Annotated in this window: 18 protein-coding genes and 1 riboswitch; of the genes, 8 read left to right on the forward strand and 10 right to left on the reverse strand. The window is 39.1% G+C overall.

What is annotated here, in order from left to right:
- The first annotated feature begins 381 nt into the window (after positions 1 to 381).
- From plsY to PSR12_RS12220, 6 genes are all read left to right on the forward strand, one after another.
- Entirely contained in the window at positions 382 to 984 is a 603-nt protein-coding gene (gene plsY / locus PSR12_RS12195; RefSeq protein ID WP_221682864.1) for a glycerol-3-phosphate 1-O-acyltransferase PlsY, read from the forward strand.
- A 19-nt stretch (positions 985 to 1,003) separates the two neighbouring features.
- Positions 1,004 to 1,294, forward strand: coding sequence for a HesB/YadR/YfhF family protein (locus PSR12_RS12200; RefSeq protein ID WP_004227919.1), 291 nt, complete (start codon positions 1,004 to 1,006; stop codon positions 1,292 to 1,294).
- A gap of 187 nt (positions 1,295 to 1,481) precedes the next feature.
- Positions 1,482 to 3,026: a spore germination protein gene (locus PSR12_RS12205; protein WP_221682865.1), complete on the forward strand. Its 1,545-nt coding sequence runs from the start codon at positions 1,482 to 1,484 to the stop codon at positions 3,024 to 3,026.
- Between the two features lie 25 nt (positions 3,027 to 3,051).
- Entirely contained in the window at positions 3,052 to 4,251 is a 1,200-nt protein-coding gene (locus tag PSR12_RS12210; RefSeq protein ID WP_221682866.1) for a Ger(x)C family spore germination protein, read from the forward strand.
- A 5-nt stretch (positions 4,252 to 4,256) separates the two neighbouring features.
- Positions 4,257 to 4,490, forward strand: a complete 234-nt coding sequence (locus tag PSR12_RS12215; protein WP_221682867.1) for a hypothetical protein — start codon at positions 4,257 to 4,259, stop codon at positions 4,488 to 4,490.
- Between the two features lie 31 nt (positions 4,491 to 4,521).
- Positions 4,522 to 5,670: a GerAB/ArcD/ProY family transporter gene (locus PSR12_RS12220; RefSeq protein WP_221682868.1), complete on the forward strand. Its 1,149-nt coding sequence runs from the start codon at positions 4,522 to 4,524 to the stop codon at positions 5,668 to 5,670.
- A gap of 40 nt (positions 5,671 to 5,710) precedes the next feature.
- On the opposite strand, the gene metA is transcribed toward PSR12_RS12220, so the two are convergent.
- A complete protein-coding gene (gene metA / locus PSR12_RS12225) occupies positions 5,711 to 6,646 on the reverse strand; it encodes a homoserine O-acetyltransferase MetA (RefSeq protein WP_004227915.1) in 936 nt (311 codons plus the stop codon).
- A gap of 123 nt (positions 6,647 to 6,769) precedes the next feature.
- Positions 6,770 to 6,881: riboswitch (SAM riboswitch) on the reverse strand.
- A 203-nt stretch (positions 6,882 to 7,084) separates the two neighbouring features.
- Between metA and PSR12_RS12230 the strand changes: the two genes are divergently transcribed.
- Entirely contained in the window at positions 7,085 to 7,456 is a 372-nt protein-coding gene (locus PSR12_RS12230) for a nucleotide excision repair endonuclease (protein WP_004227912.1), read from the forward strand.
- 50 nt (positions 7,457 to 7,506) lie between these two features.
- On the opposite strand, the gene PSR12_RS12235 is transcribed toward PSR12_RS12230, so the two are convergent.
- Positions 7,507 to 7,893 carry a hypothetical protein gene (locus tag PSR12_RS12235; RefSeq protein WP_257522240.1) on the reverse strand — a complete coding sequence of 129 codons (387 nt, stop codon included), beginning with the start codon at positions 7,891 to 7,893 and terminating at the stop codon, positions 7,507 to 7,509.
- Between the two features lie 23 nt (positions 7,894 to 7,916).
- Entirely contained in the window at positions 7,917 to 8,699 is a 783-nt protein-coding gene (locus PSR12_RS12240) for a TrmB family transcriptional regulator (RefSeq protein WP_221682870.1), read from the reverse strand.
- 125 nt (positions 8,700 to 8,824) lie between these two features.
- Here PSR12_RS12240 and PSR12_RS12245 point away from each other — a divergent pair, with 125 nt between their 5' ends.
- Positions 8,825 to 9,595, forward strand: a complete 771-nt coding sequence (locus PSR12_RS12245) for a TSUP family transporter (RefSeq protein ID WP_274769059.1) — start codon at positions 8,825 to 8,827, stop codon at positions 9,593 to 9,595.
- A 40-nt stretch (positions 9,596 to 9,635) separates the two neighbouring features.
- On the opposite strand, the gene panF is transcribed toward PSR12_RS12245, so the two are convergent.
- From panF to phaZ, 7 genes are all read right to left on the reverse strand, one after another.
- Entirely contained in the window at positions 9,636 to 11,081 is a 1,446-nt protein-coding gene (gene panF, locus PSR12_RS12250) for a sodium/pantothenate symporter (protein WP_216486813.1), read from the reverse strand.
- The gene (locus tag PSR12_RS12255) at positions 11,081 to 11,344 is read right to left on the reverse strand and encodes a YhdT family protein (RefSeq protein ID WP_004227902.1); all 264 of its coding nucleotides are present in this window, start codon (positions 11,342 to 11,344) and stop codon (positions 11,081 to 11,083) included. Before PSR12_RS12255 ends, panF begins: the two co-directional genes overlap by 1 nt.
- 253 nt (positions 11,345 to 11,597) lie before the next feature.
- A complete protein-coding gene (locus PSR12_RS12260; RefSeq protein WP_274769063.1) occupies positions 11,598 to 11,933 on the reverse strand; it encodes a Rossmann-fold NAD(P)-binding domain-containing protein in 336 nt (111 codons plus the stop codon).
- Positions 11,920 to 12,153, reverse strand: a complete 234-nt coding sequence (locus PSR12_RS12265) for a Rossmann-fold NAD(P)-binding domain-containing protein (RefSeq protein ID WP_257522242.1) — start codon at positions 12,151 to 12,153, stop codon at positions 11,920 to 11,922. The genes PSR12_RS12260 and PSR12_RS12265 overlap by 14 nt, the downstream gene beginning before the upstream one ends.
- Before the next feature lie 61 nt (positions 12,154 to 12,214).
- Entirely contained in the window at positions 12,215 to 13,690 is a 1,476-nt protein-coding gene (locus PSR12_RS12270; protein ID WP_257522243.1) for a class I adenylate-forming enzyme family protein, read from the reverse strand.
- A gap of 14 nt (positions 13,691 to 13,704) precedes the next feature.
- Positions 13,705 to 14,436 carry a 3-oxoacyl-ACP reductase FabG gene (gene fabG, locus PSR12_RS12275; RefSeq protein WP_274769066.1) on the reverse strand — a complete coding sequence of 244 codons (732 nt, stop codon included), beginning with the start codon at positions 14,434 to 14,436 and terminating at the stop codon, positions 13,705 to 13,707.
- Positions 14,420 to 15,331: an intracellular short-chain-length polyhydroxyalkanoate depolymerase gene (gene phaZ, locus PSR12_RS12280; RefSeq protein ID WP_274769068.1), complete on the reverse strand. Its 912-nt coding sequence runs from the start codon at positions 15,329 to 15,331 to the stop codon at positions 14,420 to 14,422. Before phaZ ends, fabG begins: the two co-directional genes overlap by 17 nt.
- Between the last annotated feature and the right edge of the window lie 12 nt (positions 15,332 to 15,343).

Raw genomic sequence — 15,343 nt, forward strand, 5'->3', positions numbered from 1 at the left:
AAGACAAACTGCTTCTAGCTTCCATCATCATTTGACGCATTGAAGCCTACTAAGTTGCAAAATATAGTTGTGATGCTTGCAAATAGAAGCACACTACCTCGTGCCTTGCGATTAAACAGGATAAAGTTAGACTTCTATTCTACCAAAGGAATGAGCGATTGACAAAATTGCCATTTTGCCTATATTTTTATAAAGGTTTTAGCGCTTCCTACAAATTTATGTCTAAAAGCCAAGTCCTCGCTAATAGATTCTCTTTTGTATTGATTCAAGACTTCGGATGAAATCTCCTTCTAACATTGTAGATTAGCAAGAAAAAGTGTAAAATACTTGTTACAAACTATTAGTACCAAGTGATGGACTATGAATGAAAGGAGTCCAACTATGATCAATGGACTTATTATTTTATGTGCTTATCTAATCGGCTCTATACCTTCTGGATTATGGATAGGCAAAATTTTTTATAATACCGATATTCGTGAACACGGGAGCGGTAATCTTGGTGCAACCAATACTTTTAGAACATTAGGGAAAAAGGCTGGTATTATTGTTACGATAATGGATGTCTTAAAAGGGACTGCCGCTGTCTTACTCGTGACACTTCCCGTTTTCTCTGATACTACACTCCACCCTTTATTACTGGGGCTTGTCGCCGTAATCGGTCATATGTTCCCGATCTTCGCCAACTTCCGTGGTGGGAAAGCTGTGGCAACGTCAGCGGGTGTATTATTAGGCTATTCTTGGCCACTCTTTGTCCTACTATTTATTACCTTTATTGTGACATTAAAAATCACAAAAATCGTCAGCTTAACATCAATGATAGCCGCTTTAGTAGCGCTTATCTATGCAATCGTTTATTATTTTATAACAGGTGACTTTGCATTAGGCATCTTGGTAGCCTTTTTATTTACCTTTATTATTTATCGTCACCGTGCCAATATTGCTCGTATTAAAAACGGCACCGAACCAAAGGTAAAATGGCTGTAGGAAGAGAGGAGCATTTGAAATGAATATTGCATTGACAGATGAAGCCCTACAATGGTTCAAACATGAAATGGAAGTTGAACCTGGTGATACAATCCGTTTTTATGCACGTTATGGTGGCTCAAGCCCGTTTCATGAAGGCTTTTCACTAGGCATGACACGTGAGGAACCTATTGCCATAGGTGTGCAGACAGAAATTGATGGTGTTATCTATTATATTGATGAGAAAGATCTTTGGTTCTTTAACGATCACAATTTACATGTTGATGTTGATACAAGTAAAGATGAATTACAATACGACTATCGTACATAAAGCAGTCTGTCCTTTCAATAGATGAAAGGACAGACTGTTTTTTATTTATTCCAAAACAAGACACACAAAAGTCGCAAGGGATGTGATATTGCCACAAATAGCTAGATTTTTCATATCTCTTTCGTTTATCTCTCAAAAAAATTGTCCATTCTAAAGGTAATGAACGACCAATTGAGGAGGAAAACACATGTCCATGTCTAACCATAACGAGACCTCCCCATCCCATACAACGAACGATTTATTGTATACTTCCCTATCTAAAAATATAAAAATCATTCAACAGTCACTAGGGCATAGTAATGATATTATCATACGGGAAATTGCGATTGGAGAGACTGCCCCCCATAGTCTCGCCATAATTTCCATTGATGGCTTATCGGATAAAACGACTATTTCTGATTCTGTTATCGATAAACTGATGGCAAATATTGAAGAAGAACAAGATATTGAAATAACAACAATTAACCAATATGTTCGGAATTCCTATTTAACAGTAGGCGATGTCACGAATATCGAGCATTTCACAACACTCTACAATGCTATTCTCAATGGTGAAACGGTTATTTTATTAGATGGCTTTGCTGAGGGGATTGTGACAAGTACAAGAAGTGCCAAGGATCGAGCTGTCACAGAGCCATCGACGGAATCCGTTATTCGCGGACCGAGGGAATCCTTTACGGAAACCTTGCGTACGAATACAGCGCTCATTCGTCGCAAAATAAAAAGTCCGAATCTCTGGATTAAGTCCCGTGTAATTGGAGATGTGACACAAACAGATGTAGCGGTGATGTATATAAATGGCATCGCCAGTGACAAAATCGTCGCAGAGGTATTGGCTCGATTAGATCGTATCAATATTGATGGCATTTTGGAAAGTGGCTATATTGAGGATTTTATTCAAGACTCAAAAAACTCTATGTTTCCAACCGTCTATAACTCCGAACGTCCTGATGTCATCGCAGGTGAATTATTAGATGGCAAAGTGGCGATTCTAGTTGATGGCACACCTTTTGTCTTAGTCGTACCAGCGCTATTTACATCCTTTTTACAATCAGCAGAAGATTATTATCAGCATTGGATGATTAGCTCACTTGTACGTATATTGCGTTTCTTTGGTATCAGTCTAGCATTAGTAGCACCATCCTTGTATGTAGCGATTACTACCTTCCACCAAGAAATGCTACCAACACCCATGTTAATTAGCATCGCTTCACAAAGGGAGGGCGTACCCTTTCCTGCAGTGGTAGAAGCGCTTATTATGGAGGTTGCCTTTGAGGTCTTAAGGGAAGCTGGACTTCGTATGCCTCGAACAATCGGTCCTGCGGTATCCATTGTAGGTACTTTAGTTATTGGTCAGGCAGCAGTTGATGCAGGGGTCGTTTCCGCTGTAATGGTAATCATCGTAGCCCTAACAGCGATTTGCAGCTTCCTATTCCCTGCCTATGGCTTATCGAATACGATTCGGGTACTACGTTTCCCATTAATGATTTTAGCTGCTATGTTTGGTTTATTCGGTGTAATGTTTGGCATTATGCTAATTATTCTTCATCTATGTAGCATTCGTTCATTTGGTGTACCTTATTTAAGTCCATTCGCACCCTTGGTACTACAGGATCAGAAGGATGCATTTGTGCTGTTCCCGCGTAGAAAATTACTTACACGACCTCGTTTAGTCAATCAAAAAAATATTGTTAGAGGACATAACTATATCAATGTAAAAGGCAGGAAATAACTTCAGGATAAATGAGGAATAGAATATGGCAAAATTAAACTGGATTTGCTTACTATGTATCCTCACTTTACTGTTAAGTGGTTGCTGGAGTAAGCGAGAATTAAATGAATTAGCCATTGTCGTAGCACTAGGCATTGACAAAATAGATGAGGAATATGAAATTACAGTTCAAATTGTCGATCCTAGTGAAGTCTCAGTGCGACAAGCTTCCACTCAACGCTCACCTGTCGTTAGCTATCATTCGAGAGGCGAAACCATCTTTGAGGCGATTCGAAAAATGACGACCATCGCTGCTCGAAAGCCCTATTTTGCCCACCTTCAAGTGGTTGTTTTAGGGGAAGATCTTGCTAAAGAAGGCATGAGTGATGCACTTGATTTAATTGTAAGGGACCATGAATTTCGTAAGGATTTCGACGTCATTATGTCTCACGAAGCAACAGCGAAGGAAGTATTAAATGTACTAACACCCATCGAAAAAGTTCCTGCTAATAAAATGTTAAATTCCCTGGATGTCTCTGAAAAGGCTTGGGGCTCCACAATAGCTGTTAATATTGATGAATTAGTCAATACGTTAAGCAATAAGCAGAAAGGGGCATTAATTTCTGCTATTGAAATTCATGGCGATAAGAAATTAGGGGTAGATCAAACAAATGTGCAACGTGTTAAAGCACCTGTGCTATTAGGTTATACAGGTTTAGCAGTCTTTAAAGGAGATAAATATATAGGGCTACTGACTGAAAGTGAAAGCAAAAGTGTTAGTTTTCTTAATGACAAAATTCAAAGTACGATAGAAATCATTGCCTGTCCTAATAAAGGGACCTTGTCTACTGAAATTACCCAATCCACTACAAAGGTGAAAGGGTCATTTAAAAACGGGAAACCGAAAATCGATGTTCATATTAATGTAGAGCAGAATGTTGGAGAGGTCGAATGTGATATCGATCTTACCAAAAATAAATCGATTGATTACGTTAACAAAAAAACAGCCCAGGGAATTGATGAACGCATAGAAAAAACAGTAGAGAAAATTCAACAGCAATATGAAGTAGATGTTTTTGGATTTGGGGATGCCCTACATCGGGCAGATCCTAAGCAGTGGAAAAAAATCAAGGATGATTGGACTTCCATTTTTCCAGATTTAGCAGTGGTAGTTCATGTAAAGGTAACTACCCAAGGTTCAGGTACGATGCAAAATTCATTATTAAACAAGCCAAAGGAGGAATAAATGCAATGGTACTAGCCGTAGCTATCTTGATCATCGCGATAATCATTGCGCTTATTTTTATTCCAAAGCTAAAAAAGCAACAGGATAGAAAAGCCATGATTGTATTCTCCTTTTTGCTTCTTATTGGAACGGCTTTAAATATGGGGATTGCCCTGAAAATCCATATTCCTAGCCCATTAGATTTGATTACCTTTATCTTCACACCAATTAGGGATTACATTGTGTCATTCACAAAATAGAAAGATGGACTGAGAAACGGAGGGTAGCTTGATGGAAAAAGAGATAATTAGTTCAAGACAGTTTACAATCGTTACCTTCCTCTATTCTATCGGTACAGCGATTTTAATTATCCCTTCGAGTATTACTGGTGCCGCTAAGCAAGATGCTTGGATAGCAGCAAGCATTGGTGTTCTCCTTAGTTTACTGGTACTAAAATTATTTTTAACACTGGCCAATCAAACACCATCTCTAAACTTTATCGAGGCTAATGAAAAAATTCTTGGGCGTTTTTTTGGGAAAATCACAGCAATTTGTTTCCTGATTATGACCTTTCTTTCGGCTGGAGAATTACTCTATTTTATAGGTATTTTCATGAAAACGGAAGTAATGCCAGAGACACCGACATTAGCATTTGCCCTACTGTTCAGTATCATTATTATGTATGCCGCTTATTTAGGAATTGAGACCTTTGCCCGTTCGGCAGAAATCCTCTTCCCATTGTTTATCTTTATTTTTATTTTTTTCGTCCTTAGTATTACCCCTCAAATTACATTTGAGAATATTCAGCCTCTACTAGAAGCAACCAAAACATCTATGTTTTATAGTATTGCACGCTTTATGAGTATCTTTTCCTTTCCATTACTTGTATTAATGATGCTCTATCCTACTGGTGTCAATGTACAGCCGTCTGCACAGAAAGGGCTATATATTGGGGCAATCTTTGGTGGAATCGTCTTAGTTACGTTGATTGTCCTATCGATTCTTGTATTAGGTCCTGAAAACACAGCATCAAGGACTTTTCCTAGCTATGCCTTAGCACAAAGAATATCTATAGGAAATTTTTTACAGCGTATAGAGATCATTATGGCATTTATGTGGATTTCGTCTATTTATATTCGTACATTTATGTATTTCTATACGACCGTTGTTGGCCTCGCACAAATTTTAAAGATCAAGGATCATCGCCCACTCATTATACCGATGGGGATAATTGTTATTGGACTTTCTCAAATTGTTCATCCAGATATTGTGCATTCTACTAATTATAATAATGAAATTTGGCCAATCTTTTCCTTTATTTTCACCATTTTATTACCCATACTATTGCTGATTGTGGTAGTTATTCGAAATCGTAAATCCAAAGCTCAAAAAAACGAAACACCTCAGCAGGAAACAGAAAATGACAATCAAAAAGTCTAATTTCTTTTAAAGCTAGAAAAGAAATTAGACTTTTTATTAATTAAATATGATATTCGATTTCATCTACAAAATCCCATTCATATGGTGTTTCTTGGTAAACATAGTAGTTCAACCAGTTAGAGAATAATAGATGCGTATGGGCACGCCATGTATTCATCGGCACTTGTGTCGGATCGTCATTCGGGAAGTAGTTTACAGGAACAGCGATATCTATGCCCTTCGCCACATCGCGACTGTATTCATCGGCTAGCGTTGTCGCATCATACTCTAGATGCCCCGTAATCATAATATTTTTATTATCTTTTGATTGTACAATAAATACCCCTGCATCCTCTGAATAGGATAATAATCGTAGATCTGGATGATTGCGAACCTCGTCAATCGAAACAGATGTATAGCGTGAGTGGGGCGCAGTAAATAAATCACTAAAGCCACGTACCAAATCTACAGTTAAATCTGTAATCACATGGGAATAGACACCTGAGCATTTAGCAGAAAGCTCGACCTTCCCAATGCCATAATGATGATACAATGCAGCCTGTGCCCCCCAACATATATGTAGCACAGATGTCACATTCTTTTTAGACCAATCCATAATTTCTGAAATTTCCTGCCAATAGTTGACCTCTTCAAAAGCCATTTTTTCTACTGGCGCACCAGTTATAATCATACCATCATAGCGGCGGTGTCGAATCTGATTGAACGTTGTGTAAAAAAGCTGCAAATGGGATTTACTCACATTTTTAGACTCGTGTGTGGCTGTATTCAAAAAGGTAATATTCACCTGTAATGGTGTATTCCCCAATAAACGTAATAATTGGAGCTCTGTTTTTTCTTTTTCAGGCATTAAATTTAATATTAATATATTTAATGGACGGATTTGCTGTGTTTTCGCACGATCTTCTTCCATGACGAAGATTTTTTCCTCACGTAAATGTTCTCCAGCTGGTAAATTTTTCGGAATATTAATTGGCATCTTGCTTTCCCCTCTCTATAATCACTCTCTTTTAGCAAACCTTGCTTGCATAGGATGCAACGAAATTAAAAAATCCTCCTCATTCCATACGAGATAGAATGAGAAGGATTTTTTTCACGTCCACTCTTATCTCTCAAAGGAAAAAATCCTTTGCTGGAATTAGCACCTTTCTAACAATTGTTAGAGGTTGCTGAAGCGTCATCGGGCCAAATCCCTCAGCTTCTCTTGATAAGATTATTTAATTATCTTGAATTGTAACACGAACTAGTTAGAATATCAATAATTCATAGAATATTTTGTGATTCATGTGCATGTTCCTTGCTCAATTGATGTACACTAAGCTTGCTATATGTGGTGTTTCTGCATTTAAAATTTATGGTAAACATGCCGTAATTATGTTACCATATACTTTTAGTAAGAGAGAGGAACGTGAATAGTTTGATTAAAATTGAATTTCCAAAACCAGATCTAGTAATCCGTCAACGTGAACAAGATTTAAAACCAGGTGATGTGCCAATCACACCTTACTTCGGTTTTATTGACTTCCATAAAATCACACGTGATAAAGGCGGCATTTTCTTATTCTATAATGACAAGAATGAGCTATTATTTGTTGGGAAAGCACGTAAAATTCGTCAACGTATTAAAAAACATTTCGAGGATAATGTATCTCCGATGAAAAACCATCGTGATGAAGTGTTCAAAATTGAAGTCTATGAAGTAGAAGATCCAATGGAACGTGAAATTTACGAAACATACGCGATTAATACTTTCCGCTCTAAATATAACGTAGACAAAGTCTTTTATTAGACATCTCATAAAGAAACCGAAATCTCATCTAAAGACTTCGGTTTCTTTTATCACATAATGGTCATACGATCAATGGGCGTACTCTGACCGTTTATTCGCAAATCAATGGTATCAAGCTCAGGATTCTTGACGGTGATTTGAAAAACATAGGGCTGAGCCTCTTTCCTTTGCTCGCTGCCTTCTTCTAACTGGATGATAAGCCTATTTCCCTCAGCTGTAATACTTGCCAATACATTCCCTTTTGAATAATAAACAAGATAATATGGAGCATCATTTTCATGTAATAGTTGTATTCTGTCATTAGAAACAATATTTTTTTGGACATTATCTGGGACAACCGTTAGCTCATGAATCGTTGGTGGATTGGTTGGTGGTGTAGCATTACAGGCTCCTAGCATGAGTAAGCTCATTAAACCTAGCAACACGAATTTTTTCAAGTTACTCCCCTTCCCTTATAAGACTATTCTAAGAAAAAAGCTTTCCGCTCCTTAGCAATCCAGTCTTCTAACTCCTGATCATCCCGTTTTACTAACCGATTAATGAGTACATCATGCCATATATAATCCTCTAACAAATAAATGTGAACGGAATCATTGGTGATAAAGGCCGTCTCTTGGGTAGATGGAGAATGACCATAAATCATTTCCTGACCATCTACCGATAAGATAAACCAATGCGGTGTCGACGCTTTTTTTGTATAATGTGTGGCTCTATGCTGGTCAATTGAGGCTAGATGCTCTCCTACATATAACGTAATGCCATGAACAGGAACATGCAGCGCCACCTCTTGCAAATCTTCACGTAAGACCTCATACATATCTTCCCACATCGACAGCATCACTTTTTTCTTCGCCTTCTTTAGAAGTGACTGACAATAATTGATAATAGATTCCCTGCCCTTCAGCATGACCACTTTAGGCTCAGCTTCCTGCACTTTTTCCTCTAATTTCTCTAGCTTCCCGCTTATAGACGTAAAATTCGACTCCCAGCGCTGTTGCATTTGCTGTAAGAACACAGACACAGGCATTGCCGAATAGGTCGTTTGTTCTGCGGTCTCTTCTTTTAACACGATGCCCTTTTCTACAAGGATATTTAAAATATCATACACTCTTGCACGTGGTATGCCAGAATTTTTACTAACCTGATAGGCACTGACATGACTTTGCTGAACAAGTGCCGTATAGGCCTTCGCTTCATATTCTGTAAAACCCATTTCTTTCAGCTGGGTGATTAATTCCTCCATGTAATCCCTCCATTATCTTTATTATAGGCTACCTTTGTGAAGATTTGCCAATGAAAAAATGGGGTTTACAGCGTAAATAAAATTAGTTACTATTTCAGTAGTAACTAATTCTAAAGAGGTGTCATATGTTGTTTGAAATCGATGTACATATTCTCATACTATTAATTTCATTTGGATTTCTGGCGGCTTTTGTTGACTCAGTAGTGGGAGGGGGCGGTTTAATTTCACTACCAGCCTTACTATTTGTAGGGCTTAATCCAGCCGCTGCTGTTGCCACAAATAAACTAGCAGGAGCTATGGGCTCGCTCACTTCCTCTATTTCTTTCTATCGTTCTGGCCAGCTGGACATTCGCTCTGTCCTCAAATATTTTCCGCTAGCATTTATCGGATCATTATGTGGTGCATGGACTGTACATCTAATCAATCCAGCATTACTAAAGCCATTGATGCTTGTTATGCTGGCGGCTGTTGGGATATATACGATCTTTAAAAAGGATTGGGGTGCCGTCGCTACTGTAAAAAATCTATCTAAAATGCATTTATTTCTATTTATGCTGCTATTATTTGCTATTGGTTTTTATGATGGATTTCTTGGTCCTGGGACAGGGTCCTTTTTAATCTTTAGCTTCTTACTGGTAGGCTTTGATTTTTTAAAGGCGGCTGGTAATGCGAAGTTTTTAAATTTGGCGAGTAATGTGGCTGGTGTTTGTATGTTTGCTTACTTAGGTCAAATTCATTATGTTTATGGTCTAGTCATGGGCATTGCGCAAATTGGTGGGGCTATGCTTGGCTCACGCATGGCAATCAAGAAAGGAAGTGGCTTTGTCCGCACACTATTTATTGTCGTTACAATGACATTACTTGCGAAAAATGCCTATGATTTTATGATGCATTAAAATAAACGCCACAGAATTTGAAATCTGTGGCGTTTTGGCGTTAAATCATAAGCTTTTCATTTTTAAATTTATGACTAGTGGACAAACTGACAAGCACAAAAATAAAGAAGGATGCGACAATTGGTATCGTGACTGTATGCATACCAAAGACAGAAGGATAAAACCGATCAATCATAATGTACAACAACATGCCTGTAATCATCGACGCAATCGCTCCGTATTTATTGGCTTTTTTCCAATACAATCCTAAAACGACTGTCCAAATAAAGACAGCCTCTAGTCCACCAAAGGCAAATAAGTTCAACCACACTAATAAATCAGGTGGATTGAGTGCAAAGATGACAACCGCTAGGCCTATGACTGTTGTTACAATAAAGCTTGCACGCTTAATCTCTGCATCACTAGCTTTCGGCTTCATATAATTTAAATAGATGTCTTTGACAACTGTAGAGCTGACAAGCATTAGTAAAGCATTAACCGTAGACATTGTCGCAGCCATTGGTGCAGCTAAAACGATTCCTGCTAAAAATGGCGGTAATACCTTCAATGTCAGGAGCGGCATAACTTTATCACCAATTTCAATGCCAGGTATGACAGGTCGGGCTAACACACCAATTAAATGCATGCCAAACATGATTGTCCCTATGGCAATCGTGCCAATAAGAATCGCTTGATGCATACTTTTGGAATCCTTATAGCTCATCGCACGAACCGCAATTTGCGGAAGTCCTACAACCCCTACACCAATGAGAATCCAAAATGTCGAGACATACAAAGGTGTTAAATCTCCTTGTGCGCCAAATGGTGACACAAAGTCAGGATTTTCAGCAACCAGTGAGGCCATTATATTGTCGATGCCTCCACCTGCCACAATCGTGCCGATTAATAAAATAATTGTACCAATCACCATAATGGAACCTTGGACCGTATCTGTTAGCGCAACCGCACGGAAACCTCCAATAATCACATATACTAACACGGAAATCGCAAAAATAAACAGTGCTGCAGTGTAGCTTAAGCCAGTTAACGACTCAATTAAGCGTGCACCCCCAACCCATTGAGCCATCATAGCCGAAAATAAGAAAACAATGATGCTAATTGCTGATAAAATAACAATGACATGGCTTTTGTAGCGTTCACGTAAAAAGTCGATTAACGTAATGGCCTGGTAACGACGAGCAATAATGGCGAATTTTTTCCCTAAAATCATGAGCACAAAATAACCTGCTGGTAGCTGAGCCATTGCCAGTAATACCCACCCAAGTCCTTTTGTATAGGCTACACCCGGTCCTCCGATAAAACTACTCGCACTGCCATATGTAGCAATCATCGTCATCGCAAGGATAAAACCACCCATTTCACGACCACCTAGGAAATACTCCTGTAGGAATGAATTAGAGGAGCGTACATGCTTATTGGCCCAAATACCGATTCCAAATATAATAATTAAAAATAATAGCAATGGAAATACAACTTGCCAATGCATTAGCGATCCACCTCCTCATCATCAAATGGTACCTCTTTGAAAAAGAGTTTCATCACAATCCAGATAAGAAGGATCATAAAGCCTGTCCCAGCGATACAGCTATAGAAAAACCAGGCAGGAAAACCAAATACATACGTATAATTTCTTGGATCTCCTGAACCTAATCCATAGGCAAAGCCAAACCAAATTGCAAAGTTGACAAGGACGAGTCCAATTCCGATAAGCGCCTCTCGATGCGCTATTTTAAAGCGTTGATCTTTCACATGTAATCCCCCTAACCTACTCTATTTTACTGATATGTCGGTCTGATGGGAAGAGATGTGAATAAATAAGGATAAGTTATATAGAAATGATTTTGTTATACTAAGTAAAATGTAAGGAGAAAAAAGTTGGCTGATTCTGACGTTTTTCACACAAACCTAACATTCCCTCACAATTATGTAGACATCTAAAACAAACTGCTAATGGAAATATGTAAAAACCTTCGTCCATCTAGTTAGACGAAGGTTAGTTAGTTTATAACGGTCGCTTTGCCCAAGGTTGTAGCGTCCCGACGATATGAATAGGTTGATCCTGTTGAATAGCAGCAACGACACCTTGCGATATTTCCTCATGTGTCAGCCATCTCGCATGACCTTCTTCCATCATAAAACCTAGCTGGATTTGTCTGTATTGCGAACGAGAATGGAGCTTCAATTTCTCTTGGACTTCACTTAAATTCGCCTTACTCCCCAACACATGAAACAGTTTCCATTCCCCGTTATTCTCTATTGAAATTACATTGGAGATGTTCTCTAATGTAGTGTCCGCATAGGAATGAATCCAAGCAACGACCAATTCAAATGGGCCCATTATGCGCGAGCGTTTCTTCTAGCTCCTCTTTTAATAAGGCTATATCACAATAATCAACTAAAATCGGCGTTAGAAGGGCGGGTTTGGTTGTTCTATTTCGCAAATCTTCCATTCGATGGGCACTACGTCCAATTACTGAGACATGGTAGCCATTATTCACTAACCATAGGGAGGTGTCTGCCAACATCCCTGTTCCACCAATAACTAATGCGTGGGCCATTTATGTGTCCCTCTCTTATTTCGGAATTAGAAAGACGAGCGTTTCTTCCTTCTCATCATACTTAACAGATAGATGAGTCAACAAGCCTATACAATGCCTTTTTATCGATTTTACCAACGCTTGTTTTCGGTAGTTCGTCTAAGAAAATCATTTGTTTTGGAATCTTATAACGACCTAATTGTTGATGACATAGCTCATTAAGATCATCTAATAGAGAGGCTACCTGGTGGGGACAAACAATAAAAGCTGTCACGATCTCACCCCAATAGTCATCACCTACACCAATCACGGCCACCTCCCGCACATCTGGATGCCGTAGTAGACATTGTTCTACTTCCTGAGGATAGATATTTTCACCACCTGAAATAATCATTTCTTTTCTACGCCCAACAATATAAAAATCGCCATCCGCATCCATCATCGCTAAATCCCCTGTTTTCAACCAGCCATCTTGCAGGATATTGGCAGTTTCTTGCTTGTTATTCCAGTAAAAGCGAAACATATGCTTCCCTCTTACCAATAGCTCTCCTACTTCTCCAGGTGCACAACTTTTTCCTATATGATTGATGATTTTAGCTTCATTGAATTGCATACTTTTCCCGACAGCCCCCTTTTTTGCATAGGCACGCTCTCGGTCAATATAAAAATTATTGGGTCCTGCTTCTGTTAAACCATATCCCTCTTTAAAAAATAATCCCTTATTATAAAAAGCATCGTAAATAGGATGAGGGCACGGGGCACCGCCAGATAAAAATACCTTCATGGAAGGAAATTGATTTTCCTGAAAATACTTCGTAGCAATCATTGCTTGATACATAGTTGGCACAAAAAGAGAAATTGTCGTTTGATATTGGTTCGTTGCTTGTAGTGCCTCTTCTGCATCAAATTTATCGCCAATAACGACGGTTCCTCCCGCCATAAGTAAGGGAATGCATAAAGCATTTAAGCCACCAGTATGAAACATCGGCATATAATTTAATGTCCGATCTTGAGCATGTAAACCCCAGCTAATAATAGTATTCATGGCATTCCAATTGACCGACTGAAAGGATAACACTACCCCCTTTGGCTGACCCGTCGTGCCTCCTGTATAAATCATTAACCAAGGATCATCCACATCCACGTCTTGCCTACTTGGTTGTATCTCCTTCTCATGCTGGCTAACATGAAGTGAAAACATTTTTTCTAAAACCAAGGGACAATAACTATCCTCTTCGTATAATAGGATAGCAGGCGTCGCATCCTCCAAAATTTGTGTTAGCTCCTCCTTGCTTAAGCGCCAATTTAACGGCACATAAATGAGCCCACGTAGCCCGCAGGCAAATAAAACAGCAAACAATTGGATATGATTTTTCGCAAAAACAGCTACTCTACTTCCTTTTTGTAGCTGCTGCCGTTCGAAAAATTGACTCCATTTGCCGATTTCCTCAGATAATTGCTGGTAGGTCCATTGTTCCTTTGATGTTAAATTAATCAAGGCGATGTGGTGAGGTGTTAAAGCTGCACGTTTTAAAATCCATTCTTGCTCAACAAACATTTGACTACCTCCTATCACATCATAATTGCGCCATCCACATGCAGAGTATGCCCATGAACGTAGGAGGCCTCATCAGATGCTAAAAATAAATAGGCATTGGCAATATCACGTGGTGTCCCTAGGCGTTGTAGGGGGACGATTGATCGCATTTGAGTCAAAATATTTTCAGGCATTTTTTTGACCATATCTGTTTCTGTAAAGCCAGGTGCCACTGCATTAACATTAATCCCCTTACGCCCTAACTCCTTCGCCCATGTTTTTGTCATACCTACAATCGCTGCTTTTGTCGCTGCATAATTAGTTTGACCAACATTGCCATATACTCCACTAACTGAGGATGTATTTATAATTTTGCCTCCACCTGCTGCCACCATATAGGGAATGACCTCCTGTGTACAATGGAAGACACCTGTCAAATTGACATCTAGCACCTGTTGAAATTGATCCTCCGTCATTTTTGTCAGCATGGCGTCTCTTGTAATCCCCGCATTATTCACTAAAATATCAATCCGTCCTGCCTGTTCGATCACTGCCGTCACCAGCTGTTTAACGCTCTCTCTACTTGCAACATCTACTTGTATAAATACAGCATTTTCACCTAGTTGTTGTGCTGCTAGAATGCCTGCTTTATCGTCAAAATCGGCGATAAACACCCATGCCCCCTCCTCGATAAAACGTTCAGCCGCCGCATAGCCAATACCATTTGCAGCGCCTGTAATGATAGCCACTTTATTGTTCAAACGCATACTGTCTTCCTCCAATTTCTAAAAAAGCTTCAATTTCAGCTGTCAATTGTGCTAAATCATCGATTAACGGTGAATGCCCACAGTCTTTTAGACCTACAAACTGTGCTGTTTTGCCTAAATCCTGTAATAACTCTGCATTCATTTCCTCTGTAATCACCAAATCACGATCCCCTCGTAGCACTAAAATTGGGATATGAAGCAACATGGCCTCCCGAGCGCCTTTTGCCACCTCATTATCAACAGCGCTTATGTTAAATGTATTAAGTGCATGATATACTTCTGCTAAATTGCGCTGTGTAAGCATATCCTCTACATATTCTTCATATTTTCCTTCGTTTGGTCGATGATGCGTATAAATTAATGCATTCCATATAGACTGTAAGCCTTCCGCATTTTTTGCATCGTAGAAGCCTTGAATAAGCTTTGTTTTGGATGTATCCACCAATACCTCCTCATAATGATAGGCTCGCTTAAAGGAGTCTGGATTGCCTGTTCCTAAATCCGTGTAAAATGGATAGCCACGTGTAGAAGCAGACGCAAGTAAAATCAGTCTTTGACAGTATCCTGGATAATTGGCTGCAAACTGCATACAGACAGCTCCACCTGTTGACCAACCAATCATATCAAAGCTTTGCAGTTGTAGTGCATCCACAAATAGCTTGACATCATCACTAAAATCTTTAATAGCTGTGATTGGCTTAAGATAGGATGATTCACCAAAACCACGTAAATCTATCGCGTAAATGGTGTATTTGTCGTCTAAAGCATCCATCAGAATATCCCAATGCTTAGAAGATGTCATATTGCCATGTACTAACACTAAAGGATGACCTCCACCTGATCGCTTGCGATAGGCCATTGTCTCTCCATTTGCTAGTTGAATCGTTTTTACCATGCCATTTCCCCC

This window comes from Lysinibacillus sp. G01H (assembly GCF_028872195.1).
GTDB lineage: Bacteria > Bacillota > Bacilli > Bacillales_A > Planococcaceae > Lysinibacillus > Lysinibacillus capsici.

Coding starts and splice junctions, on each gene's coding strand:
- PSR12_RS12240 (WP_221682870.1), bottom strand. CDS start 8,699: ATGGAGGAATTAATCACCCAGCTGAAAGAAATGGGTTTTACAGAATAT.
- plsY (WP_221682864.1), top strand. CDS start 382: ATGATCAATGGACTTATTATTTTATGTGCTTATCTAATCGGCTCTATA.
- PSR12_RS12265 (WP_257522242.1), bottom strand. CDS start 12,153: ATGGCCCACGCATTAGTTATTGGTGGAACAGGGATGTTGGCAGACACC.
- PSR12_RS12210 (WP_221682866.1), top strand. CDS start 3,052: ATGGCAAAATTAAACTGGATTTGCTTACTATGTATCCTCACTTTACTG.
- metA (WP_004227915.1), bottom strand. CDS start 6,646: ATGCCAATTAATATTCCGAAAAATTTACCAGCTGGAGAACATTTACGT.
- PSR12_RS12205 (WP_221682865.1), top strand. CDS start 1,482: ATGTCCATGTCTAACCATAACGAGACCTCCCCATCCCATACAACGAAC.
- PSR12_RS12200 (WP_004227919.1), top strand. CDS start 1,004: ATGAATATTGCATTGACAGATGAAGCCCTACAATGGTTCAAACATGAA.
- PSR12_RS12260 (WP_274769063.1), bottom strand. CDS start 11,933: ATGGGCCCATTTGAATTGGTCGTTGCTTGGATTCATTCCTATGCGGAC.
- PSR12_RS12220 (WP_221682868.1), top strand. CDS start 4,522: ATGGAAAAAGAGATAATTAGTTCAAGACAGTTTACAATCGTTACCTTC.
- panF (WP_216486813.1), bottom strand. CDS start 11,081: ATGCATTGGCAAGTTGTATTTCCATTGCTATTATTTTTAATTATTATA.
- PSR12_RS12270 (WP_257522243.1), bottom strand. CDS start 13,690: ATGTTTGTTGAGCAAGAATGGATTTTAAAACGTGCAGCTTTAACACCT.
- phaZ (WP_274769068.1), bottom strand. CDS start 15,331: ATGGTAAAAACGATTCAACTAGCAAATGGAGAGACAATGGCCTATCGC.
- PSR12_RS12215 (WP_221682867.1), top strand. CDS start 4,257: ATGGTACTAGCCGTAGCTATCTTGATCATCGCGATAATCATTGCGCTT.
- PSR12_RS12245 (WP_274769059.1), top strand. CDS start 8,825: ATGTTGTTTGAAATCGATGTACATATTCTCATACTATTAATTTCATTT.
- fabG (WP_274769066.1), bottom strand. CDS start 14,436: ATGCGTTTGAACAATAAAGTGGCTATCATTACAGGCGCTGCAAATGGT.